The organism is Gimesia algae (genome assembly GCF_007746795.1).
Taxonomy (GTDB): domain Bacteria; phylum Planctomycetota; class Planctomycetia; order Planctomycetales; family Planctomycetaceae; genus Gimesia; species Gimesia algae.
This window is the reverse complement of record NZ_CP036343.1, coordinates 2,097,869-2,123,544: the sequence shown is the minus strand read 5'-3', so window position 1 is coordinate 2,123,544 and position 25,676 is coordinate 2,097,869. Positions and strand designations below refer to the sequence as shown.

General features: G+C 49.9%; 25 protein-coding genes. 10 read left to right on the top strand and 15 right to left on the bottom strand.

Translation table 11 applies throughout. The features are described 5' to 3' along the window. Window positions 1–6: 6 nt before the first annotated feature. Genes Pan161_RS07705 through atpD form a run of 7 tightly spaced genes read right to left on the bottom strand, consistent with a single transcriptional unit; the run spans window position 7 to window position 4,303 of the window. Entirely contained in the window at window positions 7–804 is a 798-nt protein-coding gene (locus Pan161_RS07705; RefSeq protein WP_145225597.1) for a F0F1 ATP synthase subunit delta, read from the bottom strand. 30 nt (window positions 805–834) lie between these two features. Further along, entirely contained in the window at window positions 835–1,113 is a 279-nt protein-coding gene (locus Pan161_RS07700) for a F0F1 ATP synthase subunit C (protein ID WP_145225595.1), read from the bottom strand. 11 nt (window positions 1,114–1,124) lie between these two features. After that, a complete protein-coding gene (locus Pan161_RS07695; RefSeq protein WP_145225593.1) occupies window positions 1,125–1,832 on the bottom strand; it encodes a F0F1 ATP synthase subunit A in 708 nt (235 codons plus the stop codon). Beyond that, entirely contained in the window at window positions 1,833–2,150 is a 318-nt protein-coding gene (locus Pan161_RS07690; RefSeq protein ID WP_145225591.1) for an ATP synthase subunit I, read from the bottom strand. Beyond that, window positions 2,147–2,503, bottom strand: coding sequence for an AtpZ/AtpI family protein (locus Pan161_RS07685; RefSeq protein ID WP_145225589.1), 357 nt, complete (start codon window positions 2,501–2,503; stop codon window positions 2,147–2,149). The genes Pan161_RS07690 and Pan161_RS07685 overlap by 4 nt, the downstream gene beginning before the upstream one ends. Further along, on the bottom strand, window positions 2,496–2,891 hold the full coding sequence (locus Pan161_RS07680; RefSeq protein WP_145225587.1) for a F0F1 ATP synthase subunit epsilon: 396 nt from the start codon (window positions 2,889–2,891) through the stop codon (window positions 2,496–2,498). The genes Pan161_RS07685 and Pan161_RS07680 overlap by 8 nt, the downstream gene beginning before the upstream one ends. Next, window positions 2,888–4,303 carry a F0F1 ATP synthase subunit beta gene (atpD, locus tag Pan161_RS07675; RefSeq protein ID WP_197995756.1) on the bottom strand — a complete coding sequence of 472 codons (1,416 nt, stop codon included), beginning with the start codon at window positions 4,301–4,303 and terminating at the stop codon, window positions 2,888–2,890. Before atpD ends, Pan161_RS07680 begins: the two co-directional genes overlap by 4 nt. A 355-nt stretch (window positions 4,304–4,658) precedes the next feature. Between atpD and ppsA the strand changes: the two genes are divergently transcribed. The 7 genes from ppsA (at window position 4,659) to Pan161_RS07640 (ending at window position 16,174) form a co-directional block, all read left to right on the top strand. Next, on the top strand, window positions 4,659–7,079 hold the full coding sequence (gene ppsA, locus Pan161_RS07670; protein WP_145225585.1) for a phosphoenolpyruvate synthase: 2,421 nt from the start codon (window positions 4,659–4,661) through the stop codon (window positions 7,077–7,079). Window positions 7,080–7,102: 23 nt separating this feature from the next. Then, window positions 7,103–7,600, top strand: a complete 498-nt coding sequence (locus Pan161_RS07665) for a hemerythrin domain-containing protein (RefSeq protein WP_145225583.1) — start codon at window positions 7,103–7,105, stop codon at window positions 7,598–7,600. A 95-nt stretch (window positions 7,601–7,695) separates the two neighbouring features. Continuing rightward, a complete protein-coding gene (locus Pan161_RS07660; RefSeq protein ID WP_145225580.1) occupies window positions 7,696–8,628 on the top strand; it encodes a histone deacetylase family protein in 933 nt (310 codons plus the stop codon). Window positions 8,629–8,680: 52 nt separating this feature from the next. Continuing rightward, window positions 8,681–11,374 (top strand): bifunctional acetate--CoA ligase family protein/GNAT family N-acetyltransferase, encoded by a 2,694-nt coding sequence (locus tag Pan161_RS07655; protein ID WP_145225579.1) that lies wholly within the window; start codon window positions 8,681–8,683, stop codon window positions 11,372–11,374. Window positions 11,375–11,523: 149 nt separating this feature from the next. Then, entirely contained in the window at window positions 11,524–12,477 is a 954-nt protein-coding gene (locus Pan161_RS07650; protein WP_197995754.1) for an amidohydrolase family protein, read from the top strand. Between the two features lie 169 nt (window positions 12,478–12,646). Beyond that, window positions 12,647–15,004, top strand: coding sequence for a PAS domain S-box protein (locus tag Pan161_RS07645; protein WP_145225577.1), 2,358 nt, complete (start codon window positions 12,647–12,649; stop codon window positions 15,002–15,004). A 150-nt stretch (window positions 15,005–15,154) separates the two neighbouring features. After that, on the top strand, window positions 15,155–16,174 hold the full coding sequence (locus Pan161_RS07640) for a hypothetical protein (RefSeq protein WP_145225575.1): 1,020 nt from the start codon (window positions 15,155–15,157) through the stop codon (window positions 16,172–16,174). A 78-nt stretch (window positions 16,175–16,252) separates the two neighbouring features. Here the strand turns inward: Pan161_RS07640 and Pan161_RS07635 are convergent, their stop codons facing one another. Then, a complete protein-coding gene (locus tag Pan161_RS07635) occupies window positions 16,253–16,672 on the bottom strand; it encodes a hypothetical protein (protein WP_145225573.1) in 420 nt (139 codons plus the stop codon). Between the two features lie 177 nt (window positions 16,673–16,849). Further along, window positions 16,850–17,353 carry a MarR family winged helix-turn-helix transcriptional regulator gene (locus tag Pan161_RS07630; protein WP_197995753.1) on the bottom strand — a complete coding sequence of 168 codons (504 nt, stop codon included), beginning with the start codon at window positions 17,351–17,353 and terminating at the stop codon, window positions 16,850–16,852. Between the two features lie 257 nt (window positions 17,354–17,610). On the opposite strand from Pan161_RS07630, the gene Pan161_RS07625 reads away from it, so the two are divergent. Continuing rightward, on the top strand, window positions 17,611–18,969 hold the full coding sequence (locus tag Pan161_RS07625) for an alkyl/aryl-sulfatase (RefSeq protein WP_145225569.1): 1,359 nt from the start codon (window positions 17,611–17,613) through the stop codon (window positions 18,967–18,969). A gap of 255 nt (window positions 18,970–19,224) precedes the next feature. Here the strand turns inward: Pan161_RS07625 and Pan161_RS07620 are convergent, their stop codons facing one another. Together Pan161_RS07620 and Pan161_RS07615 are read right to left on the bottom strand one after the other, a co-directional pair. Next, window positions 19,225–20,685, bottom strand: coding sequence for an outer membrane protein assembly factor BamB family protein (locus tag Pan161_RS07620; protein WP_145225567.1), 1,461 nt, complete (start codon window positions 20,683–20,685; stop codon window positions 19,225–19,227). Window positions 20,686–20,727: 42 nt separating this feature from the next. Next, window positions 20,728–21,327 (bottom strand): hypothetical protein, encoded by a 600-nt coding sequence (locus Pan161_RS07615; protein WP_145225565.1) that lies wholly within the window; start codon window positions 21,325–21,327, stop codon window positions 20,728–20,730. Between the two features lie 377 nt (window positions 21,328–21,704). On the opposite strand from Pan161_RS07615, the gene Pan161_RS30465 reads away from it, so the two are divergent. Both Pan161_RS30465 and Pan161_RS07610 read left to right on the top strand, forming a co-directional pair. After that, window positions 21,705–21,869, top strand: coding sequence for a hypothetical protein (locus Pan161_RS30465; protein WP_197995752.1), 165 nt, complete (start codon window positions 21,705–21,707; stop codon window positions 21,867–21,869). A 192-nt stretch (window positions 21,870–22,061) separates the two neighbouring features. Beyond that, a complete protein-coding gene (locus Pan161_RS07610; protein ID WP_145225563.1) occupies window positions 22,062–22,451 on the top strand; it encodes a hypothetical protein in 390 nt (129 codons plus the stop codon). Between the two features lie 47 nt (window positions 22,452–22,498). Here Pan161_RS07610 and Pan161_RS31280 read toward each other — a convergent pair whose 3' ends face one another. The 4 genes from Pan161_RS31280 to Pan161_RS07590 form a co-directional block, all read right to left on the bottom strand. Then, window positions 22,499–23,104 carry a DUF1294 domain-containing protein gene (locus Pan161_RS31280; RefSeq protein WP_145225561.1) on the bottom strand — a complete coding sequence of 202 codons (606 nt, stop codon included), beginning with the start codon at window positions 23,102–23,104 and terminating at the stop codon, window positions 22,499–22,501. A gap of 133 nt (window positions 23,105–23,237) precedes the next feature. Then, window positions 23,238–23,531, bottom strand: a complete 294-nt coding sequence (locus Pan161_RS07600) for a hypothetical protein (protein ID WP_145225559.1) — start codon at window positions 23,529–23,531, stop codon at window positions 23,238–23,240. 110 nt (window positions 23,532–23,641) lie between these two features. Beyond that, window positions 23,642–24,325: a transposase gene (locus Pan161_RS07595; RefSeq protein WP_145225556.1), complete on the bottom strand. Its 684-nt coding sequence runs from the start codon at window positions 24,323–24,325 to the stop codon at window positions 23,642–23,644. A 72-nt stretch (window positions 24,326–24,397) separates the two neighbouring features. Continuing rightward, window positions 24,398–25,417 carry a leucine-rich repeat domain-containing protein gene (locus Pan161_RS07590; protein ID WP_145225554.1) on the bottom strand — a complete coding sequence of 340 codons (1,020 nt, stop codon included), beginning with the start codon at window positions 25,415–25,417 and terminating at the stop codon, window positions 24,398–24,400. Between the last annotated feature and the right edge of the window lie 259 nt (window positions 25,418–25,676).

Below are 25,676 nucleotides of genomic sequence, written 5' to 3'. Positions count from 1 at the left end.
ACAATATTATTCTTGCGGTTCGATCTCTGATTCGGAGTCGGTTGAGATGACATCACTGAGTGAACGGACAAATTCTTCCTCCAGTTCTTCCAGCGATTCCTGCAGATTCCAGGAAATTTTATAACCAGCCAGGTGGAGGTCGATACCACAAATCAATTCGGGATTTTCACGAAAATGAATCGCCACTTCCTTGCTGAGATAATCGTGTATCAAGTCTGTAATATTCTTACGGTCGGATTGCGTCAGTTCGAAGGCACTTTCGACCAGCATTTGCGGGTCCGATGACTCCAGCTTGGCGAGAAACTCCTGTTTATGGGTTTGATCAATCTGCCTGATTCGATTCATGAAGACGGAAATCGTCTGCTGTTGTAGATCTGTGTCAGCCAGTTCTTTAAGGATCCGATGGCTCATTTGATGCATGTGCGCTGCCATGCGCAAGCGGGCTTCCCTTAAAAAAGATTCGCGTTCTCGATTCAGGGCACGAAACCAGTCTGTTTTCTCCTGATCGATTTCCGCGCGCGCCTGCTCAAGATGCTGTTCCTTCCAGATCTGAATTTCTTTCCCTGCTTCAGCCAGTAATTCCTCACGGGCATGAGTGAGGTCTTCGGTCTGTTGTTGATACCGTGCCAGTTCGGATTTTGCCTCACGTTGCGCAGCGGTGGCTGCTTCGTGTTCGGCCGTAATCTGTTTTTCCCGCTCCGCCATTGCGTTCAGCACCGGCTTGTAGAGGAAATGGGATAAGAGCCAGACGAGAACCAGAAAGTTAAGGATCTGAGCAGTAAAAGTAAACCAGTCGATGGACATTCAGTTTTCCTGTTGAATCTGTCAGTAAGATTATTTGGGGGTGGCCTGCAGAAAGTAATTCCAGAAGGGGTTGGCAAAGATCAGGATCATGGAAATCACAAAACAGTAAATTGCCGTCGATTCCACCATAGCGAGCCCTACAAACAGGGTTCGCGTGATCGTGCTGGCCTCATCGGGTTGTTGTGCGATGGCGCTTAACGCCTGGGCGAGGGCTCTGCCTTCTCCGAGTGCCGGACCCATGGATCCAATGGCGATGGTAATCCCTGCTGTAAAAATAGAAACTGCTGCAATGACAGTATTTGAATCCATAGACTGTTCCTTTATGTATTTGGTTTGGAATTTTCTTCAGGTTGTTCGCTTAAAGTATGAGTCGCTTGTGTGCCTGATGCGATGTAGACCATCGCCAGTACCGCAAAGATATAGGCCTGGATAACGCCGGTGAGCAGTCCAAAGGCCTGCATCAGAATCGGAACAAACAGGGGGACGAATCCCAGTAAAATCGCACCGATTACTCCGCCACTCATGATGTTCCCATAAAGACGCACTGCCAACGCCAACGTTCGTGACAGTTCGCCGATAATATTGAATGGCAACATCAGAAAAGAAGGTTGCAGGTACTGCTTCAGATAATCAGCGAGCCCCTGGCTTGCGATCCCATAGATGGGGACGGCGATAAACACACAGGTTGCCAGTGCCGCAGTCGTGGAGAGCGAACTGGTCGGGGCTTCGTAACCCGGGACGATTGAGAGAATATTGGAGACAACAATGAATAAGAACAGCGTTCCGACAAAAGGGAGGAAGGGGCCGGGATCCTGTTGACTGACATCCTGGATCTGGTTCTTCAAACCTGACACCAGAACTTCAAGCAGGTTCTGACCACGTGACAGACGGGCGCTGGTACTCAGTCGGCGTGTGACGAGCCAGGAGCCGCAAGTCAACAGTCCCATGATCAGCCAGGTAAACAGAATGGTTCTGTTCAGAATCAGAAATTCCCACTGCCAGAGCGGTTCATCGGGTGACATATTCATTTAGACGGATTTTCCTGAGAAAGTCGGTTGATCTGTTCTGATCATGCGTGTGCAAATCATCCGGGCGAGAATGAAACCGGCCAGGCAAACCGTCAGGCGTTGCCAGCGTGCTGATTCATCAAGCCAGACGCCGATGAACCAGAAACCGGAAATCGCCAGGATGGTTCTGGTCAGGGCTGAAGCCAGAAATAATAAGGCTGGATGAGAGACTTTCTGCAAATTGCGAATGGTCAACCAGAGCCCACCAAAAAACAGTGCACCCAGAATCAGGCCAAATGTCAGACTCGCAGACAGTTGTAACAGCAGTGCAAAACTCATTTTTTAATATTTCCTTCTTGATGAATCCATTTCCAGGCATTTAAGCATCCCAATGCGACTCCTCCCATCATCAGCATCAAAGTCCAGGAATACTGACCAGGCCAGCGGGTATCGATCCACATCCCCAGCATCACTCCCAGTACAGCCGGGACGGTGACGGACCAGCCAATCAGTCCGAACATCCCGAACCCAAACCAGATTGTATGATGTTTTTCACGTTGTGCTTTCAATTTTCGTGCTTGCTGTGAGGCGATCCGCTTTTCAATATGCGATTGTTCATGCAGGTGCAGGTGATCCCCCTCGAATTCGTGATTGTCGAATCCGTTCTCGTGATCGGACTGATTCTCAGACATCACTGCCGACTCCCTGTTTAACAAAGTGCCTGAGGATATCGGCTTCCAGTTTCGCAATGGCCGACCGAACCAGACGCTCTCTTTCATGCTGCGCATCAAATTGTTCAGAGACTTTCTGGCGGAGTGTGTCCAGGTCTTCCCCCTGGACGGCATAGATTGTGGAAACCCGAACTTCAGCACCGGTTTTTGTGAGGATGCCTCCCCCGATGCCCAGATAGGTTTCGCAGTTCTGTTCATCCACAAAAGTCAGGATGCCAGGCAGCAGGGCAGATACAAAATCAACGTGGCGGGGCAGCAGACAGAATGAACCATTTTCAGCTTCTGCAATCACCTTCAGAACAGGGCGGTCAATCAGAATTTCTGTTGGTAACAGCACTTTCAGATTCATGTGGCACTGCCTTTTTTCACTTCCGCAATGGAGCCGATCATATACAACGCCCGCTCTGACACATCATAAAATTCATCATTCAAAATGCGTTCACAGCCGTCTAACGTTTCCTGCAGTGTAACAAACTTTCCCTGGTAACCGGTGAATTGTTCTGTACTGAAAAAAGGCTGCGTCAGAAAACGTTCAATGCGTCGGGCACGATTGACAATGCGCCGGTCTTCGCGCGACAGTTCTTCGAGTCCCAGCATGGCAATAATGTCTTTTAAATCTTCGTAGTTTGCCAGTGTTTCCCGTACTGATTGTGCTACCTGATAGTGGTAGTCTCCTACGATCGGGGGCATCAGCATTTTTGAACTGGAATTCAACAGGTCAATGGCCGGATAAAGTCCTTCCGAGGCCCGTCTGCGGGAGAGCACGACCGATGTGGAAAGGTGGGCGAATGTGTGTACTGCGGACGGGTCGGTAAAGTCATCTGCCGGGACATAAACTGCTTGAACCGAAGTGATCGAACCACTATTGGTCGTGCAGATGCGTTCTTCGAGTTCGGCCAGGTCGGAAGCGAGTGTCGGTTGATAACCTACCCGGGAAGGGAGTTCACCCATTAACCCGGAAACCTCGGTTCCTGCCTGAATAAAACGGAAAATATTGTCAATCAGCAGCAGAACATCCTGTCGCTGGTCATCCCGGAAATATTCCGCCATCGTGAGTGCAGCATGCCCCACGCGGTAGCGGGCACCCGGTGGTTCATTCATCTGGCCGAAGACCATGACGGTATTATCGAGTACTCCCGCGTCCTGCATTTCGCGGTAGAGTTCTTCTGCCTCACGACAACGCTCTCCGATTCCACAGAACAGGCTGACCCCTTTGTGAGCACCGACGACATTATGGATCAGTTCCGTAATCAGAACGGTTTTGCCGACCCCCGCTCCACCAAACAGACCTGCTTTTCCACCCCGCTCCAGCGGCGAAAGCAGGTCGATGGCTTTGATCCCGGTGCTGAATATTTCTGAACGAGGAGGGCGTTCCACCAGTGCGGGAGACTGGTGATGGATGGACCGCCAGAGCTCGCATTCCACAGGCGCGCCGGTATCGACTGTCTGGCCGAAGACATTCAGCATTCTTCCCAGCAGTTGAGGTCCGACGGGAACTTTCAGCGGATGTCCGGTATTCAGGACTCTGGCGCCGCGCGCGAGACCACGCGTCGAGTTCAAAGCGATTCCACGGACCTTGTGATCGTTTAACTGGGTCAGGACTTCGATGACGATTTCCTGTTGATCGCCGGTATGCAGTTCTGTTTGTACGGGGGGTAAATTCTGTGGGAAACTGACATCGACAACGCTTCCCCGAATTGAAAGCACCGTTCCAAAATTCAGCTCCTCTGTATCGATCAACTGCTGCATGAAATCAGGCATCCTTACTCCACAACCGGAGTGTCTCACAATAATCCAGTTGGAAGAAGACTCAACGGTCGCTGTGTAGTTCAGAGTTATTATGGCTGACAATGATTGATTTTGCGATAGAACTCAAGAGTCTGGAAAATCAAACAGATTTCTTTTTGCGAATTTTCGCCTGGTCGCGTTCCGTCTGGTGGATTTCCCTACCCCTGAACCGGGATCTACCCGTATGGGATTCCGCTGGCTTCTGGTAAAGTACTTTCACAAAACATATAATTGAGTCTGAATGACTCTCGCCTGGATATGTGTTACGCAGATATCAATCAAAATCAATTCTGTTTTCAAACTGAAGACAAGGACGGGGAGTGGGAGAATGGTGTTAGAAGAACCGCTGATTCTGTGGTTTGATGAAATCGGTATTACAGACGTCCCTGCGGTGGGAGGTAAGAACGCTTCACTGGGGGAAATGTACTGCCAGTTAAATTCAGAGGGGATAGCTGTCCCCAACGGTTTTGCCACAACGGCAGCTGCCTACCGGTATTTTCTGGCAGAAACCGGCCTGGATCAACAGATCAGGGAGATCCTGCAGGATCTGGACACTGCTGATATTTCCAATCTGCAGCAGCACGGCCTGGAAGTCAGGCATGCGATTCTCTCTGCTGAGATCCCAACTTCATTTCAAACAGAAATTCTACAGGCGTATGAGAAACTGAGTGAAGCGTTGCCCGGAGGAATCGATGTCGCTGTCCGCAGCAGTGCGACGGCTGAAGATCTGCCGGATGCCAGTTTCGCGGGGCAACAGGAATCGTACCTGAATGTACGCGGGCCTGCGACTTTGCTGGAAACCTGCCGTCGCTGTTTTGCTTCGTTGTTTACAGATCGGGCAATCTCCTATCGGACAGAAAAGGGGTTCGATCATTTCGACATCGCCCTCTCCATTGGAATTCAGCGCATGGTGCGTTCGGATCTGGCAGCCTCAGGTGTCATGTTTTCCATTGATACGGAAACCGGCTTTAAAGATGCTGTGCTGATCAATGCTGCTTACGGACTGGGAGAAAATATCGTTCAGGGGAGTGTGAACCCGGATGAGTTTTATGTCTTCAAGCCGACGTTAATGGAGGGGTTCAAACCGATTTTGAAAAAAACGCTGGGTTCCAAAGAGTTCAAACTGATCTACGATGCGGGCGGCGGCAAGATGACGCGCAACGTTCCCGTTGATCCGACCGACAGGAAACGGTTTGCGATTACTGATGAAGAGATTCTCACGCTCAGCCGCTGGGCGACCCGAATTGAAGAACATTACTCGTCGGTGCAGGGGCGCTACTGTCCCATGGATATTGAATGGGCCAAGGATGGTAAAACAGACGAACTGTTTATCGTGCAGGCACGACCGGAAACCATTCATGGAAATACACAGTCACAGACTCTGAAGACGTATCATCTGAAAAAACGGGGGCGTGTGCTGGTTTCGGGGCACAGTGTAGGAGAACGCATCGGCGATGGAATCGCGCGGGTCATCGAAAGTGCGAAAAATCTGGATGAAGTGCAACCGGGTGATGTGCTGGTCACAGACCGCACCGATCCGGACTGGGAACCGGTGATGAAAATCGCATCTGCCATCATTACCAATCGCGGGGGGCGGACCTGTCATGCGGCCATAATCAGCCGGGAACTGGGGGTACCGGCAATTGTGGGCGCAGAAACAGCCACCACTGCTATCCTGTCAGGTCAACAGGTAACTGTCTGCTGTGCCGAAGGCGATACTGGCTATGTGTATGACGGACAACTGGATTACGAAATTCAGGAAGTCAACCTGGATCGCTTACCGGAAACCAGGACCAGCGTGAAAATGATCGTAGGGAATCCAAACGAAGCATTTCGGCTTTCCCTGCTTCCCAGTGATGGCGTGGGACTGGCGCGAATGGAATTCATTATCAACTCATTCATTCGAATCCATCCGATGGCATTGCTGGAATATAACCAGTTAAAAGATCCGATTCTAAAGTCGGAAATCGATCGACTGACTCCCGGCTACACAGATAAACCGGCATTTTTTGTGGACACACTGGCGCAAGGGGTCGGTATGATTGCTGCTGCGTTTTATCCACGTGAAGTAATCGTGCGGATGAGTGACTTTAAGACGAATGAATATGCCAACCTGATCGGCGGTGCTCAATTCGAGCCCGACGAAGAGAATCCGATGATCGGTTTCCGAGGGGCATCGCGTTATTATCATCCCCGTTACCGGGACGCATTTGCGCTTGAGTGTCAGGCGATGCGCAAGGTGCGTGAAACGATGGGACTGACGAATATGAAACTGATGATTCCCTTCTGTCGTACCGTAGCGGAAGGCAGAAAAGTACTGGAAGAAATGGCCCGGCATGGTTTACACAGGGGGAAAGACGGGCTGGAAATTTATATCATGTGTGAAATTCCCAGTAATGTCATTCAGGCGGAAGCATTCGCTGAAATCTTCGATGGATTTTCGATCGGTTCTAATGATCTGACTCAGTTGACACTCGGCGTTGACCGTGATTCCGAAGTCGTCGCGTCGATTTTTGATGAACGGGATCCGGCCGTGATGGAGTCGCTCGCGAGTGCCATTCAGCGCGTGAAAGCCGCGGGGAAAAAGATTGGTATTTGTGGCCAGGCTCCCAGTGATTACCCCGAAATCGCGGAATTTCTGGTGAAGCAGGGGATCGACAGTATCTCACTGAATCCAGACGCCGTTATCAAAACGGTAACGCGTATCGCGGAAGTAGAATCAGACCTGGCATCATGTAAATCTGTTTAAGACATAGAAAGAGACAGTTTGATATGGAACATCGAGATCGAAGGAAGCCAGAGAGTGTTGAGGATACAAAAAAAAATTCACACGAGCATTTGCGGTATCTTCTGGATGGTCATGAACAGATACTGGTGCACATTAAGGAACTGAATGACTGGTGGAGAGAACTGGATGAACGTGGTTTACCCAAATATGGTGAAATGGGAACCCGCATGGAAGGTTTACGGGATCTGCTCTCCAAGCATTTCCGTGATGAGGAGCAGGAGGGGTATTTTAAACCGGTCATGGATGAATCGCCCGGCTTCTGTATTATGGTCCCGGATTTTCGAGAAAAGCATAAAGAATTTCTGACGCGGATCGACGATTTCAGTGCACGTTTAAAGCAGTCAGAGCCTCCGTTTCAAAACTGGAATGAAGCCTTACAGGAGTTGCAGGAATTGTTGGCTGAACTGCGGATTAATGAAAATGAGGAAATCCAACATGTCCGCGAAGCGTTTGAAAAATCCTCTCCCGACTCGTCATCATGACCAAACAGATGCAGGCTGAACTGTTGACTTCTCACACTGCTTCCTTGTGTCGCGTCTTGATGACGATTGAAATCTGATACGTAAGTGATCTGTACATGACCATTCTCTACTCGGACCCTGTGTTTCTGAAACATGAAACAGGAGATCTTCCGGAAAACGCCCCCCGTATTATGCCAGCAATGAGGCGTGCCAGTCAGATTGCCATGCACGGCCATTGTCGGCAGCGGTCGTGGGTTGAAGTTTCAGATGCCGTACTGGAACGTGTACATACGCGGCAGTACATTCGTTTTGTGAAAGAGTTCTGTGCACAGGGTGGTGGGCATATCTCAGAAGATACTGTTGTGTGCCCTGAGTCTTATGGCGTGGCGCGAATGGCAGTCGGGGCTGCCTGTGATGCAGTGGAGCAGATCGTAAAGGGTAAAGCAGAGCGGGCCTTCTGCCTGGTACGACCACCCGGACATCATGCGGCATCTGAATCGGCGTTAGGATTTTGTCTGTTTAACAGCGTGGCCGTCGGTGCGCGTCTGGCGATTGAGGAGCTCGGGTTGAACCGGGTTCTGATTATTGACTGGGATGTGCATCACGGAGATGGCACGCAGGAAATCTTCTGGGAAGATGGTCAGGTCGGATTCCTGTCGATTCATCGTTCGTCCTTTTACCAGAATACGGGAACTGCTGTTGAAACAGGTGCCGGGAAAGGATTGGGGACAACCATGAACATACCGGTCGACTCTGGCACGTCCCGGGAACAATATATTGAGTTGTTCACAGCGGGCGTTGAAAAACTGGCTGCGCGTATCAGACCCCAACTCGTGCTGATCAGTGCCGGCTTCGATGCTCATAAAGACGACCCGATCGGATCGTTGGGTCTGGAGAGTGAAGATTATGCCAGACTGACCCGGGTCGTCCTCGAGATCGCAGACATTCACGCCCATGGCCGTGTCGTGAGTGTTCTGGAAGGGGGATACAATCCCGGCGCGCTGGCAGAAAGTATTGAACATCATTTACTGGAAATGGCATCTGCCTGAATATTAACAATTGCAGTTCAGGTAGATTAGAAAACAGCAGAGATAATTTTCCATGCCCATTCGGAACCTTGATAAGATATTTCGTCCCCGTCGGATTGCCGTCGTGGGAGCCAGTCAACGTTCACTGAGTGTCGGACAGACTGTATTTCAGAACCTGATGACAGGCGGATTTGCCGGAGAAATCTATCCTGTCAATCCCCGGCATACCCGGTTCGGCGAGTCTCCCTGTTATCAATCTGTGTTGGAACTGCCTGAACCCGTCGATCTGGCTGTGATCTGTACTCCAGCACAAACGATTCCCGAAGTGATACAGCAGTGTGGGACTGCAGGAATCCGGGGGATTGTGATTCTGTCGGCCGGTTTTCGTGAAACAGGTGCCGCAGGCAGCCAGCTGGAACAGCAGGTCTTGAGTATCGCCAGACAGTTCTCAGGGATGCGAATTATTGGTCCGAACTGCCTGGGAATCATGGCTCCCTACTTCAATCTAAATGCCAGTTTTGCCACAGACATGCCCCTCACCGGAAATATTGCCTTCATCTCACAGTCAGGAGCGCTGTGCACTGCGGTCCTGGATTGGGCGTTGCAGGAAAAGGTTGGTTTTTCGCATTTCGTCTCCGTGGGGAATATGCTGGACGTCGGTATCGCTGACTTGATCGACTACTTTGCGCTGGATCCGCTAACGAAGTCAATCATCCTGTATGTTGAGTCGATTACCGAAGCACGTCAGTTCATGTCGGCGGCGCGGGCGTTTACTAAACACAAACCGATTATTGCGTACAAAGCGGGGCGTTTTCAGCAGTCTGCCAAGGCAGCGTCATCACATACGGGCGCGATGGCAGGCGTGGATGCTGTTTATGAAGCGGCATTTGCTCGTGCCGGGATCGTACGTGTTTTTGAACTCGATGACCTGTTTGACTGTGCCGAATTACTCGCGCGACAACGACCTCCACGGGGCGAACGACTGGCGATTGTCACCAATGCCGGCGGTCCTGGTGTCATGGCCACCGATGCGCTGCTGGAGCGAGATGGGGTTTTGGCAACGCTTTCAGAAGCAACCATTGAACGGCTCAATACGGTATTACCACCTGCCTGGTCTCATGGGAATCCGCTGGATATTCTGGGAGATGCGCTGCCGGAACGATTTGGCAACGCGCTGGAAATCGTACTCACTGATTCACAGGTGGATGGGGTACTGGTTGTACTGTCTCCTCAGGCGATGACTGATCCGGCAGGAGCCGCCGATGTGGTCATCAAAGCTGCGAAGTCAACATCGAAACCAGTGCTCACTTCCTGGATGGGAGGTGGGAAAGTTCAGGAAGGAATAACACGAATGACTGCCGCCGGCATTCCCACCTACAACACTCCCGAGCAGGCAGTGCGGGCATTTATGTATCTGGTGACCTATGCCCGGAATCGTGAGTTCCTCTATGAAACTCCGCGGGCGATGCCAGTCCAGTATTCGCTGGATCGCCAGCGTCTGCGGGAGTTGGCTGACGCCGCGTTGCAGGAAGGACACGAGATCCTCTCTGAGTGTACTTCAAAATCACTCCTCGAAGCCTATGGGATCCCGGTGAACCCAACAGTCCTGGCCCGCAGTGCCGCAGAAGCTGTGGATCTGTCACAAAAAATGGGCCTGCCGGTTGTACTCAAAGTATTCTCCGAACAGATTACCCACAAAACGGATGTGGGGGGAGTCGAACTGGATCTGTACGATGATCGTGAAATAAGTGAAGCCTATAATCGCATCATGCAGCGCGTGAAAGAAGCACGACCGGATGCGAATGCGGAGGGAGTGACTGTCCAAAGGATGGTTTCCGAGCCGGAAGGGCATGAGCTGATTTTGGGAGTTAAACGGGACCCTGTATTTGGAATGGTCCTGCTGGTCGGGGCAGGGGGAACCTCTGCCGAATTGTATCAGGATCGTGCGTTGGAACTGCCTCCCTTGAATGAACGACTGGCGCGACACGCGCTGGAGTCGCTGCGTTCCTGGCCTTTATTGAATGGTTATCGTGGTCGTCCTGCTGTGAACCTGGATCAGTTGATCCAGGTGTTAATCCGACTGTCCTACTTCGTTGCGGATTTACCGGAAATCGTGGAACTGGATATCAATCCTCTGATGGTGACCCCCGAGGGTGCGATGGCACTTGACGCACGGATTGTTGTTGATCGCGGACTGAGTGTGAATTCGTCTTGCCCTTATTCGCATCTGGCAATCCGACCTTATCCGGAAGAATTTACGAAAACAATTACGCTCAAGGATGGTACCCGGGTGCGATTGCGGCCGATTCAACCCGAGGACGAGGATAAATGGCATGAACTTCTACGAGGCTGTTCCCCTGAATCCATTCGAGCACGGTTCCGGTTTACTTTTCAAAGCACAACACATGATATGGCAACCCGATTCTGTTTTATTGATTACGACCGCGAAATTGCGATTGTCGCCGAGAGAGTGGAAGATCCCAGCGGACAGTTAATTGGCGTGGGACGCATGGTGGCCGACGCAGATCATCGGGAAGCGGAGTACGCAGTGCTGGTCGGAGATCACTGGCAGGGACTGGGGCTGGGCTCGATGTTGACCGATTACTGTCTGGAAGTTTGTCGTACCTGGGGAGTGAAACGCATGGTTGCCGAAACGGCTCCGGAGAACCGTCGCATGCTGGAATTATTTCGGAACCGCGGCTTTATCAAAGAGGATTCGGATTCGACGGATACGGTCCTGCTGATGAAAAATCTGGATTCGGATTAAGATTCTGGATCTGGTAAGGCGCAGAGCTTACAATTTATCAGACCTTCACATGCTGTCGACTGCAGAGCTCTGAAGTCGGGGAAATGAAGCAGACGACGTTACAAGACTTCGTGCCAGCGCAGCGACAACCAGAATAAAAAGGGCTTGGAATGAGTAACCAGAATTTATCGAGACGCGGATTTCTGCTTGCGACAGGAGCGGCCTGCTACAGTGCCGCATTCAAATCAAATGAGGCGGCAGAACCAGTGCGAGACGCGAATCAATATAAAAAGCTGGACTGCCACCTGCATATCAATCATAAAGACAGATCGATTGAAGATACGATTAAGCATATGGACGCGACCGGCACGGCCAAGGCGTTCATTCTGCCTCTGGAGACGGGCGAGGGAGGCGTGCTGCTGCGTACGGAGACCGTCCTGCATGCCTTCCATAAATACCCGGATCGTCTGATTCCCTTTTGTCAGACGGACATCCGCCAGGCTGAGGTGATTGAGCGGATTCGCGCGTATCATCTGCTGGGTTGTCGGGGAATTGGAGAGCAGAAAGAACATCTGCCTTTAAATGACCGTCGTGTGGAAGCCGTGATTGCGGAGTGCGACGAGCTGAACTGGCCGATCACTGTTCATTTCCAGGACGATAAAAACGGCTTCAACCAGGGAATCGAAAAACATCTGGAAACCTATCTGAAAAAATATCAGCGGGTGCGGATCATTGGACATGCGCAGTCCTTCTGGTCCCACATCAGTGCCGATGTACCATCGCCTGACAAAACGCTTTATCCACGAGGCCCCGTCAAGCCCGGCGGTCTGCTGGACCATCTGCTGGGGGAGTATCCCAATCTGTATGCGGACATGTCAGCGGGCAGCGGGTTCACTGCGCTCTCCCGCGATGAAGATTTTACAGCTGGCTTTCTGGAACGGCACCCCAAACAGTTGCTGTTTGGCAGCGACTGTCCCTGTTCTGACGGTCGCGGCGGCAACTTTAACGGAGTGTGTTACAGCACACGTCTGCAGCAGTTTCTACTGCGGATGGTGAAAGACGAAGCGACACTTCAGGACATATTCTATCACAATGCCGAACGTGCCTTGAACGGGACGGCGTAGTATTCCCATTCAAGGAAAATCCTGCCGAGCTTAGGAAAGTGCCAGGCCATTTTTGATCTGGATGCAGTAATATATGGATGCTCACCCAGGTGAGTCAGAGGGGACAGGACGCTACAATGAAGGCTCTCTGACAACTTTCATCCCCTCCTGACACACTTAGGCTGCAAAGATGACAGATCATAATTTACTTTTCGGTTTGATTGCCATGCAGAGCGATCTGATCAGCATGCGGCAGTTTGTCGATGCGTGCACGCTCTGGGGATCACGAAAAGAGTCCTCTCTGGCTGACATTCTCGTGGAGCAGGGCTGGCTCATCGAGGATGACCGGGATCACGTCGAGTATCTGCTCAAACGACGACTTGAAAAAACCGGCGGTGACGTCAGAAAATCGCTGTCGAGTATGCCGGAAGGTCTGAAATCGGCTTTGGAAAGTCTGGGGGACGAAGAGATTCAGACTACCCTCAGTGGGGTATCGCAAGGACCACGTTTCACCTCAGCTGTTCAGATATCACCAACCGACATTTCTGAAGATCGGATTACGCGGCGTGGTTTACATTCGTCTGGCGGGATCGGTCACGTCTGGCTTGCGCATGATAAAGTGCTCGATCGCGAAATTGCCTTGAAAGAACTGAAAGCAGATCAGGCTCACTCCGAAATGAACCGTCAGCGATTCTTTCGTGAAGCGCGGATCACGGCACAACTGACTCATCCAGGCACTGTTCCCGTCTATGACTATGTCGACGATGGCAAACGCAGCTATTATACCATGAAGTTCGTACGCGGGCGGACCTTCTCCGAAGAGATCCGAAATTATCATGAATGGCGAATCAAGGAGAATCAGACCGGGGTGACCAGTCGGTTAGTGCATTTACTCAATCAATTTGTCAGCATCTGTAATACCATCGCCTATGCCCACTCCAAACAGATTATTCATCGTGATTTAAAAACGGAAAACGTGATTGTCGGCGATTTTGGAGAGGTCGCGGTACTCGACTGGGGCCTGGCCAAACATCTTGAAGAAGTTGAACCGGTTAACGAAACTGTTGTCTCAGAATTCGACGCGACCGTCATCAGTAATCCTGATGACAGTGTCACATCCTCACATACCATGCAGGGAGAAAAACTGGGGACCCCTGCTTATATGTCGCCCGAACAGGCGCGGGGTGAAATCGCGATGGTTGATCTACGTAGTGATGTCTACGGGCTCGCTGCGATATTGTATGAGATTCTTGTCGGGCAACCCCCGTTTATGGGAACCAGCATCATCGCAGTCCTGGAGAGCGTCATCCACGATCAACCGCAGCCCCCTTCGGAGTCGGTTGATGGCTTGCCGCGTGAACTCGAACAGATCTGCATGCGCGGGTTGTCCAAAAAACGCGAAGATCGGCAACAGTCCGCCATTGAGATTGGGGATGAAATTCAATCCTGGATTGCCGAGCGGGCAGAACGTAAACGCACCGAACAGGAACGCGAGCGTTTCTTCAACCTGTCTCTTGATCTGCTCGCCATCCTGGATGCGGGCGGGCGGTTGGCCTTGACCAATCCTGCGTGGGAGTCTGTTCTGGGCTGGACCACTGAGGAACTTCAGGGTAAGTCCGTTTGGGAGTTGATCGAACCCTCGGAACATCCGAGAGCTAAGAAAAATCATGAGCGTATCCTTTCAGGAGAATCATTGACCGAAATCGAATACAAATGTCGGCACAAGGAGGGCAGCCACAATTCAATCTGGATTCTGTGGAATGCTAAATTGATCCCAGGAGAATCATCGATTTATCTCGTCGGGCGAGACATCACCGAACGCAAACGCACAGAACAGACCTTTCATGATCTACTGGAATCTGCCCCGGATGCCATGGTGGTGGTGAATGAGTCGGGAACGATCGTGCTTGTGAACGCACAGTTAGAGAAACTGTTTGGATACGATCGGTCCGAATTACTGGGCAACCAAATTGAGTACCTTGTCCCGAAACAGTTTCGTGCAGAACATCCGCAAAAAGTGGCAAGCTTCATTCAACAGGCGAGTGCCCGGCCGATGGCTTCTGGTTTAAATTTGTTTGCAGAGCGGAAGGATGGGGCAATCTTCCCGGTCGAAATCAGTCTGAGTCCCGTCAAGACGGAACAGGGCCTGCTTGTCTCATGCGCAGTCCGTGATACGACACTACGGATGAAAGAGCAGAACAAAATTCAAGCGTTGCTGGATTCGGCTCCAGATGCGATGGTGGTTGTGAACCGACAGCGTCAAATCGAATTCGTCAACTTCCAGGCCGAGCGGCTCTTCGGTTACCAGCGCCAGGAATTGCTTGGTCAGGAAATTGAAGTTCTCATCCCCCCGCGTTTTCGGGAAGGACACCCTGAAAAATTTGAGCGTTATGCAAACTCCCCCAGTTTTCGTCCTCTCGATGCCAAGCTGAACCTGTCTGGTCTGCACAAAGACGGTTCCGAATTCCCGGCGGAAATCAGCCTCAATCCCATCGAACTGGAAGAAGGCTTGTTGATCTCCAGCACAATTCGCCGGACGCATGCGTGATCAGTTGATGAGTCAACCGAGCGATTCTGTTTGACAACATCATTTTTTCGATTACATTATATTTTTGATAACACCTCTTAGTGCGTCAGTGGAGACTCTGTTGGTCCGCCAACTCGGCCAGTCTGGTCGTTTACCGAAAGGTCTGCTCCGATGAGACACAATCGTAGTCACACACACAGTCGTATGATTGCACTCACTATTCTTCTGGGTGCGTTTACTTCTACTGCGATCACATCTGCCCAGCAGCCACAGAAGACTGATCTGAAGGAACATTACGTCTATGACGACATCCGGGTCTTCTACGTCAAGGAGGGGCCCGGCGCAGTCTCGCCTGTCGACATTGATAAAAACGGTGTATCGGATCAGGTTGAAAACGTGGCGAAACAGGTCTGGGCCGCACATCAACTGTTCTGCCATGTCCTGAAATTTCCAGATCCATTTGAGAGCGAGCGCTACAAGGGAGTCAATTGCATTCAGGTCAGCATCCGTGACCGTAAGGAGATGTCAGGCCTCAACGGAGTGGCATTTTCACGTGCGCAACGGGCCCGGAAAATTCCCGAGGGCAAACCAACAGACCGCGCTATCGTGATGTCGATCTCCAGCCAGCTCGACCCTACTAAAAACGTCACTCCCACCCATGAAACATTCCACCTCATTCAATATGGCACAACGTATTTCAAGAACGCCTGGTATCTTGAGGGGATGGCGCGCTGGTCGGAACATGGAACTGGAAAGGACGGGCTGGGAGATGTCAAATACTCTCCCCGGGGGCCATGGCCGCAAATACCTCTGCACCTCCAGCGACTGGCTAAAATGAAGTCTGAGTCCGAGCATGTTTTGTGGAACCCGATTGCCGCTCATACAGACCGTGATGGTTTTCTCACTGGAAAAATGCTCGGGAAAAAACTGTCAACGCTGCGCTACGCGGACGGGACACTCGTCCTCAGGGACCGTTTTCTTCAAGGGGGGGAAGTCATGCGAGACATCCTTGTCGAACTCGGCAAGTTGGACGATGTCGCGTTCAAGGATTTGAAATATGAAACATGGACGGAAGATAATGCGCGGGCGCTGGAAAATAATCCCTATATCTACAAGGCGATTATGGATGCCCTGCGAAAGCATGATTCCAAGGTCGGCCAATATGAAATTCCAGAAGATCTCAAACGCTAAAGAGTAAAAGAAAAAGGGCAGAAATCATCTGTTCCCAGTGGTATTCCTTCGAGAGGCTAAAATGCAGACTGCCAGGCGTCAATCTTCAAAGCAGCCTTTGTACCAGTCGAACCATGCGTAGATGAGAAACGCGTTGCAAAGAAAGTCGGGAATCCCCAGCAGCAGGTACTGGTTGGCGATAAAAATGCAGTACAGCAGGATGTTGACGGTATAGGGCAGGGCGATCAGCAACGCTAACGGTGTTGTACGACGGGCGAACAACAGACTGCCGGCAATGAACTTGACCAGTCCCACCCAGAAGATGATGTAGCCGGTGTCGTCCAGTGCTTTCATGAAATCGCTGAATGGTGATGGATCATCAGGGAGTGGGTAGCCCTGAACGCCGAACATCATCGTCATCAGGCCTGTCGACACCAGGAATAAGGCGAACAGGAACCGCGCGGGGGTCGCAAGTTTTGGATGTCGAACGTGTTTTGCACGTGGAGTGGGTTCGCTCATGGATCTGTCTGCCTTTCGTTCCTATAGCAACTGGTGGCTGCTCCAAAATCAAATCGTTACTGTGGTCTGTTATTCAGCTGGCAGATTACTCCGCCAGCAACTGCTCTTTCTTATTCAATTCGTAATCGACTGGCGGGGAGTTCCTGCATAGACGATGCAGTTCTCTGCGCGTCAAGTTTACGAAGTTGATTTGTCAGTATGTTCCGGTTGACGCACGCGCTGCGGCGTTGGTGTCACTTTTTTTGAATCCATCGCTATCAAATTATCTTTCATCTGACGCATGGCTTTCATGCCGATCTCCCATTCTTCCGCCGTCAATCCCTGCTTCAAACTATCCCGTAACGCCTTGGCAGCGGGCAGGATCTTATTAATCTGCCGCGTCCCTTTGGAGGTCGGGTAGATCAAAAACGCGCGACCGTCACTTGGATCCTGCTTTCGTTGTACAAGCCCTTTTGCAACCAATCCGTCCAGCTGACGTGTGATTGTGGTCTTGTCGCGCAGCATGATTTCTGCGAATTCTCCGCGCCGTAGTGGCTGTCCAGACTCAACCAGCACCATCAACAGAGCTGATTCTTCCGCTGAAAGTTCACAATCGTTTTCCGCCAGCAAAGCTTCGATTCGCAGACGAAACAGATAGGCCAGACGGCTGATCAAAAATCCAGGGCGTTCCTGCTGCTTCATATGTGTTCTCAATATAGGGGCAAAGAGTAATATTTCGTGCAAAACTCTACACGGGGTTGACGTTCTTGTTGATGCGTGTATTATACACATAACATGTGCTGTGACAAGTCCTGTCTATCTCGGCGCACGAAATGGAAACGATTCGATCACGAAACATGATCCTGTTTGTCGTTGAGGTCAGCGGAAACCGGAGATGTTCCCGGATTCTCGCGATTTACCCCGCATACGATCTCTCACTTTACTCAAAGGAATACATAATGAGGCAATGGTACTTTCCGATTGTATTTTTACTCATGACGGCCCAGCTATTCGCTCAAGACAACGCGGCGACTCAAAAACTGACTGAGCAGTCAAAGCAATTTGATGAGCAGGTCATCAAAGTAGCCGACAATATTTACACGGCGGTCGGTTTCAGTGTCTCCAACGTTTCGATGATTGTCGGCGATGACGGCGTCATCATTATTGACACGGGCATGATGGTCGGTGACGCCAACCGCATTATGGTAGAGTTCCGCAAGCTGACCGATAAGCCCGTCAAGGCGATTATCTTTACACACTCGCACGGCGATCACACCGGCGGGGCGGCAGCATTCATCGGAAACGAACGTCCACAGATCTGGGCTCACAAAAACTTTGGCAGCGAAGCGGGTCCACTGATCGCTGGTGGCGTCACTTTTCAAAGTCTCCGTGGTGCAAGACAGGCCGGGTTCAAATTGCCGCCTGATCAACGAATTAACAACGGAGTCGCGCCGGTCCGTTATCCCAAACGGGGCGGCCAGGCGTTCGCCTCGGGTGATGCGACCAAACCGACGCACTTCCTTGAAGGTGATCGGACAACAATTAAAGTCGCCGGGGTGGAACTGGAACTCGTCTCATCACCTGGTGAGACAAACGATCAACTGTTTGTCTGGGATCCCACTGGGAAAGTGCTGTTCGCCGGAGATAACTTTTACCGTTCGTTTCCCAATTTGTACGCGATTCGAGGGACTCCCAATCGCAGTGTGCGCCTGTGGGCGGAGAGCCTGGGTAAACTCGCTGACAACGCTGCTGCTGCTGCCCTCGTGGGTGGTCACACCAATCCGATACTCGGAGCCGACAAGGTTAAACAGGTGCTCAACGACTACCGCGATGCCGTTCAATTCATTCACGACAAAACCGTGGAAGGAATGAACAAGGGAATGACGCCCGACGAGCTGGTTGAATACGTGCAGCTTCCCGAAAAGCTTGCCAGTAAAGACTATTTACAGCCCTTTTACGGTCATCCAGAATGGGGCGTCCGCAGTGTTTTCAATGGATACCTGGGCTGGTTCGACGGCAACCCCTCCAACCTGTTTCGACTCTCGCCGCAATCAGAAGCAGAGCGTGTCGCAAAGTTGGCCGGAGGAACAGACAAGCTATTGGCGTCGGCCCGTGACGCATTGGCCGCAGACGACAATCAGTGGGCCGCGCAACTTGCCGACTATTTATTGGCACTCGACAAGAACAACCCGGCGGCGAAACAGATCAAAGCCGACGCGCTGACAAAGCTCGCCCGCAACATGGTCAACGCCACCGCACGCAACTACTACCTGACTGTGGCGCGCGAATTGCATGAAAAGACGAAATCGAAAGAATAAAGGGGGCAGCGACTGGCACACCCTCGGTGGGGCGCCGGTCGCTAGAGTGCATCACATTTAACCATAGCGTCTCACAATCTATGATACTCGGTCCAAATGGCCCTGGAGACGCTACAGTAAAACGGGACACAGTCTAACTCTTTTAATCAACCGGCTGTTAATCGTGGTATCGAAAAAAATCAGTATCACACACAGCCTTGGTTAATTTCACGTCTTTTATGATCCATTTGAGTTTCTCCACTATCCCAAGTGTTTTTACTTTTTTGGGGTTTCGTATTTCAATAACTCTGAAATCGACAAGCAGTAAAGTGCATCGCCGGCAACAACAAACAGTTCGTCGTTGTCTACCCGCGGCGTTGTTAGTACTGACGACGATCCGGGAAAATTAATCTCTAACGTACATTTTGGTGTTCCTGCTTGCGAAATGACGTAGAGGCTTTCGTTGAGAGGCATGAAAGTGCGATTCTCGTCCTGGCTACGAACCGCAACGCTCGAAAGTATCGAACTCGATGATTGGTCATCTTCAGAATCAAAGTGCCAAAGCGTTTTGCCGGTGTCAATGTTGATTGCGAACAGACTACCAGAAACGTCTTTCACAAAAGCGACACGGTCATTCACCACGATCGGTGCGTAGGTCCCTTGAAAGCTCGATGGATCCCAACGCCATTTCAGCTTCGGTTCTCCATTTTCACCTAAACTGTAAGCGGCGACCGAATGTTGATTGCCCCCTAATTCTGGGCTTTGAGCTGTTGTCACCAACATCGTATTGCCCAAAATCGTCGGCGGAGAAAAAAAGCGTAATTGGTTCCCAGTCTTAAATTCAACCGTAGAATTTCTGTTGTTGCAGTCCAGTTTCCATGCCAGTTTCATGCCATCAATGTCGTATGCATAGACACTACAATCGCCTCCAGGAAAAACCACTAATGTTCGCTGCAACTGTTTAATCATCGAGGGGGCAGCAAAATGTCCAGATGCCGCTCCCATTTTGAGATCTGATTTCGACCATACAATATTTCCGTTATTCGCATCTACTGCCATGAAAACGGGAGCGAGAGTCCCCTCGCTCGTGTAATCAGCTCCATGACCTGTTACGACATAATAGATTCCTTCGTGTAAAATGACTCCACCGATTCGACTCGCAGTGTCGATTAGTTCTCTTCTTTCCACATGAAGCTCATTTTTTAGATCAATTTCCCAAAGTAGATCCCCTTTAGTTGGATCTGGTTTACGAGTTTCGATGATTTTTCCATCATCTCCGTTTTTAAAACCAACGACATCAAAACAGACTAACGTTGACCTGTTCGATATGAACGTCAATTGCTTGTCGTCTAAATGCGAGAAAGTTCGAATCGATGTATTCGGCAAATCGGAAGGCCAAAATTTTACTCGTTTGAAAGAGGAAATCCATTGCAGTTGAGAAGTCTTGCGATCAAAGCAGGCAACGGCTGTACCGTTTGGTACTTTCGTATTTTGAACTTGTTGTTGGAGTGTGTTATTGCCAAAGATGATGACTTGTTTCGAACCAACCAAAACATCAGAGCAATAATCGCCAACTTTCCGTTTCCATTTAATGGCTTTGGTATCCTGGCCTAGATGCAATGTGGGAGCTCTGATGTTACCAATGGAAAAATCTTCTTGTTGCGCACAACAAGTTGAGAAATTTGTTCCGAAAACAACGAGAAGTACCACCACCTGGAAAAAACAAATGAATCGCATTTTTTCTAACCTTGGTAAGATGTTGTGAGTATGCTAAAGTGGTCAGGATTCTATGATTACACGGGGTCTGCCGCGGGGGCGGGTGGTGCTTTCCAGAGAGAGCCGTGCTGCCGTATTGCTGATCGATTTCTCCGAGCCGTAAGGTGTGCTGCCTACGATGCTTTTTCTGACGGCTTCTAGTTCTGCGTCGGTCTGTGGTTTATTCACCAGTGACCGCCAGTTTCGTGGTAGTGTTGGTTTTTTCGGTGTCTTCAACCACTCTGGTGTGGTCTGCTTCTTATGTCTTAACCAGGCAGACCCGTAGAACCACTCCTCAGCTCTGTTGACGAGATTCGCCCGCAAGGGATTACGTTCGACGTAACCGATGACCGTCAGCAGATGTTCGTCTGTCTGAATTGGAAACGAATTGAAGCGTCCCTGGTAGAGGAATCCGCTGCCGCCGGTTTCGTAATGCGTGTGCCTGCGATTGGGCATCATGGACATGGCATAAATCGTCAAGGGAATCTTCTGCCACGTCTCATCCACGACCGGCATGAATGCGGCGTAGTCATCGGGATTCTCAAACAGTGTGAGCCGCGCAACGGACCGGTTGAGGGCATGAAACACCTCCCCGTCAGCACAAATTCGTTTGGTTCCAGGCATGGATGAAGTCTATCAGAAACTGGCATGAAATAAAAAAGTCGCTGATCCTTTTGAGCTGTTTAGTGCAATTTTGTTTCACAGGAAGTGGATTGTAAAGTGGAAATTGTAATGGTGTGCATAAAGGGATCTGGATTCAATAAATAAGAGACCTGAAACCGTGATTTATCGCATCGTCAGTTCATCGATCAATGTGAGGGCGCAGCGATCAGCGAGACAAACAGACTGCCATTGTTTCGCTTATGGGAACGTCAAACGGTTATTTTCTCGCGCGGAAAACATCGCTGCCCTTATTCTATTCGTCATCGACTCACAGTCGATCTGTTTATGGAAATAGAGTCTCCTACACATGTTACTGATAGCGTTGTGGAGCGTTGATAATGGAAAGAATGAAACAGCCTGCCGGACAGAGCATTTCGATCATTGGAGGTTCTTATATTTCTTTTGTGCTCTACATAAAACAGCGGGAAAAATATCGTCTGGCATTGCAGTTGCTTTACATTGATTTGAATCCCCGGTGTTACTGCAACCAGAAGAGCCAGTAACGGATTCAATCCTCTGCAGGTAGACAAAGGAGTGAAACCGAATATCACCAAATCGCCAGGCAGGAGTTCCTGCTCGTCGATGATCAAGTATTTCCACACACCCGCTGGGACTTGACGATTAAATGCGATCACGATCAGTCGATGGACATTGAACGGCCCGTCGATGAAACCTTCTAAAACAGGAACAGACTCATGACACGTGAACCGATGGTTGACCACGGACAAACTTTGACTGGGCCCGCCGGTAAGGTGATCGGCTTTTTAAATGGTAAAGTTAAGTTTGAATCATTTGCGGATACTTTGCGGGTTGCCGGTTATTCCGAAACGGAGGTTACCTGGCTTTATGGCGAAGACGGCATTCACCTCCTGGAACGGATGCAGGAACATCGGTTCTTCTTCTCAGATTCCGAGGATAGCATCATCCAAACCGGCATCCGAGAGTTGAAGCAGGGACATTGCGCCGTGTCTGTGGAAGTCGCCGACCGTCAACATGCCGTGGACATCGCGAATCTGGCAAAACCATACGGCGGACACGGTTTCATGTACTTCGGAACCTGGGTCAACGAGCGGATTTCAATCTGACCAATATCTTTGCAGATATAAGGGGGCAGCGACTCATTTATTCTTTTCTAAAACGTATTGATTAGTTGATTGATCAAATCTGTATTTCCACTCCACACGAAGTAACCGACTGCTGCCACATTCAGGAATACGGTCAGCCAGAACACAACCAGGAATTTCTGCTTGCTGGATTTATGTCGCAGCAGGCGTTGTGCTGCCAGCGCGCCGGGCCAGCCACCCAGCAGTGCCATGACGTGTAAGGTCGATTCTGCTGTCCGCCACTTTCCCCGTTGTGCCGCAGATTTATCCCAGGCGTAGGCGATGAAGGTGATACAGCTCACGACGAAGTATCCCGCCAGTACCAGCCAGGAGATGCGATGGAAATAGACAGAGACCAATAAAAAAATGACAAACAGTACCGTAAATGAAACCGCAGGCGCGCTGCGCAGACGTTTGCCAACCGACTGATCTGAAAAACGGACGTTCTCTGCTCTGACTTTCCCGTTCTCCTCGTGGGCCATTTCGTACGAAACAGGATCACCTGCCTGCGGCCGTCGTGCCGTACGGGGGAAGGCACTGATGTGCACAAAAACCGAACTGCCGTCGTCTTGAGATGAGATAAAGCCAAAGCCCTTTTCATCATCCCATTCCCTGATTTTTCCCTGTAAACGCATTTCAATTACTTTTTCATGATGGTCTGTCGGCTGAGTGGCGATGAATTGCTGGAGGATAAAAGGAGGGGAGGATAAAAGGTGTCAGGAACCTTAAAAATAAGGTTCCTGGCACCTTTTTCTCCACGCAGCCCCTTTACTCATCGACAACGACTTCAAAAACCAATTCGCTCTTGATTCTTGCTTGTAGAAAATGCTCTGCCTCAGTCCAGCAGTCACTTACAATCTTTCGATTAGTAGAATAATCGATACTCTCTGCCATATCAGGTTGCATTTTGCTGTCAATAATATGAAAGCCATCGATTCCTAAAACCTTCGCTTTTCTTGTTCGACAGCTTCGAACGAGAGCTATCGCATCCACAGGATTCAGAATGGGGGGGAACCCGTCTATCACACTCTTATCTAAGAACTCATCCTGTATTCTTGCCATCTTTGAAAACTTTTCGCGTTAATCCTGCTCTGTATCTTTACCATTTCATTTCTCCGCAGGGAATTGTTTCATTAATTCCGCAGCGACTTTTTTTGTGAGGATAAAAGGTGTCAGGAACCTTTATCTGCTTTTCGAGGCCTGCCTCGGGGTTTTAAAGTACTTCCCAGGTCTAGTTGTTGGACTGTTTTTTCGGTCCACTCTTTATCTCCAAACGGGGCGCCGCGCTGGATACTGCGTGTCAGTGCCTGTGCTTCGCGATCAGTCAGACACTGGTTAACATGTTCAAGCCAGCCCGGTTTGCGTCTCTGTGGCCAGGGAGATAGCAGAGGCTGCGGTTCGGTTGTTCCCTGATTCCAGTGATACAGGCTGCCCCAACGCCAGTCCTCAGCCCGCTTTACCAGTTTCGCCGTTAACGCATTTCGTTCGACATAACGGCACACCGTATAGAAGTGCTCGTCCTCCTGGATCGGGAATGATTTGAACCGTCCCTGGTAAACGTGGCCGGAGCCGGTGCTCTTGCGATGGGCGTGCCAGCGTTGAGTATGAGTCAACGTGAGCCAGCCTGTGAAGCGGGAGAGCTGGCCGTCTTCACTCGGATAAACGACCAGATGCCAATGGTTGGGCATCAAGCAATAACTGAGCAGCCGCATTTGGAACTGCTCGACCGCTTCCGACAAGATCCGCTCGAATGCGGCGTAGTCTTCGTCCGTCTCAAATATCGTCATCCGGGCATTTGCTCGGTTCAGCACATGATAAATATATCCTGCCTGGGCAGCGCGTTTTGGTCGTCCCATAATCAGAGAATACTAGCGGACTCTCGCTGAATTGTCAATATAAGGTTCCTGACACCTTATTTTGTCCGTTTTTTATTCATTAGCAGTGTCATAATCATATCTCCTAATAATAACCTTTACGTCTTTGTGAGATTTTGGATGAGGCTCTTTAGTGGGAAGTACGGCAGTTATCTGTTGGAGGGTTCTGATTTTAAAAAGTGAATTCAAATCATTTGTGGTTATTTTTTGCCCGCTTATCCAAATCGCTGTAAGTGATTCTGAAGTTGAAAGATCAGCTAATTCATTGGGAGAAAATGTCGTTTTCCTTATATCAATACCCCATATTTTAGGAAGAGTCGCTAGAAATTCGAAACTGCGAGTCGGTAACTTGTTGTCTCTTAAGTCTAAGTGTTTGAGTGTTTGAATTTTACTGATCAACAATAGAGATTCTTGGTCAATTGAGCATCGTCTTAGACTTAATGATTCAAGAGGTAGCGCTTGAGCATTCTTTAGTAATTCAGATGTTTGATTATTCTTACTAATGGAAAGAGTGCTCAAATCAGGGGTGCGACGTAATAAGGCGGACATACTACTAGGACTGGCTGTTGATTCGTAGATTCTAATTTCGGATAATTTATTCTTACTTGGAAAGTTGCTGCAAAATTGGATTGATAAATCACAGTTATAAAATGTGATCGATGAAATATTATTTAACTTTCCTATAATCAATGCCTCTCTTGAAGTGAGGCTAATATTACTTAGCGTAAGAGATTGTACCTCAGTAAAAGTGTCGATCGACTCTGGAAGGGCTTTTTCTGAAGACTCAATATCATATGATATCTGTGAAACGGTATCAGCCATTCCGATGGGTGACATTATTTTTAGGCGACTCAGTAATCCAGTTTTGGGAGTATAAACGAGATAATGTCTGGGTAAAGAATCAGATCCTTCTTCTTCAACAGCTCCCATGCTATAAAGTGAGGTCAAATTTTCTACAACTCTGACACGCTTTAGGTAGGAAAACATGCTTGAGCTAAAAGTGAAAACGAGTAAAACCAAAGAGAATAAAACACAAAGAATGGCAAGAGTCTTTGGTTTGTGCTTTAATTTCATTGTGACCTTGCCCCCAACCTTGTACCAGTTGGAATGTTAGAGATCCAACTTAAAGTCATCCCTGGCGCGCCAGGGATGAAATGTTCGTGAACTTCACTTCACACCTTCGAATTAAAAAAGGTGTCAGGAACGAATGGCACTGCCTGTTGTTGTGAAAGAGTTTGCGTTCATACAGTTGCTTTTCTTTGTTGATGGTAATGGTATCTTGGTTGCTTCAGCAAAGCCAGCACTTTGGTTCGGCGTTTATTGGCTCTGGGTT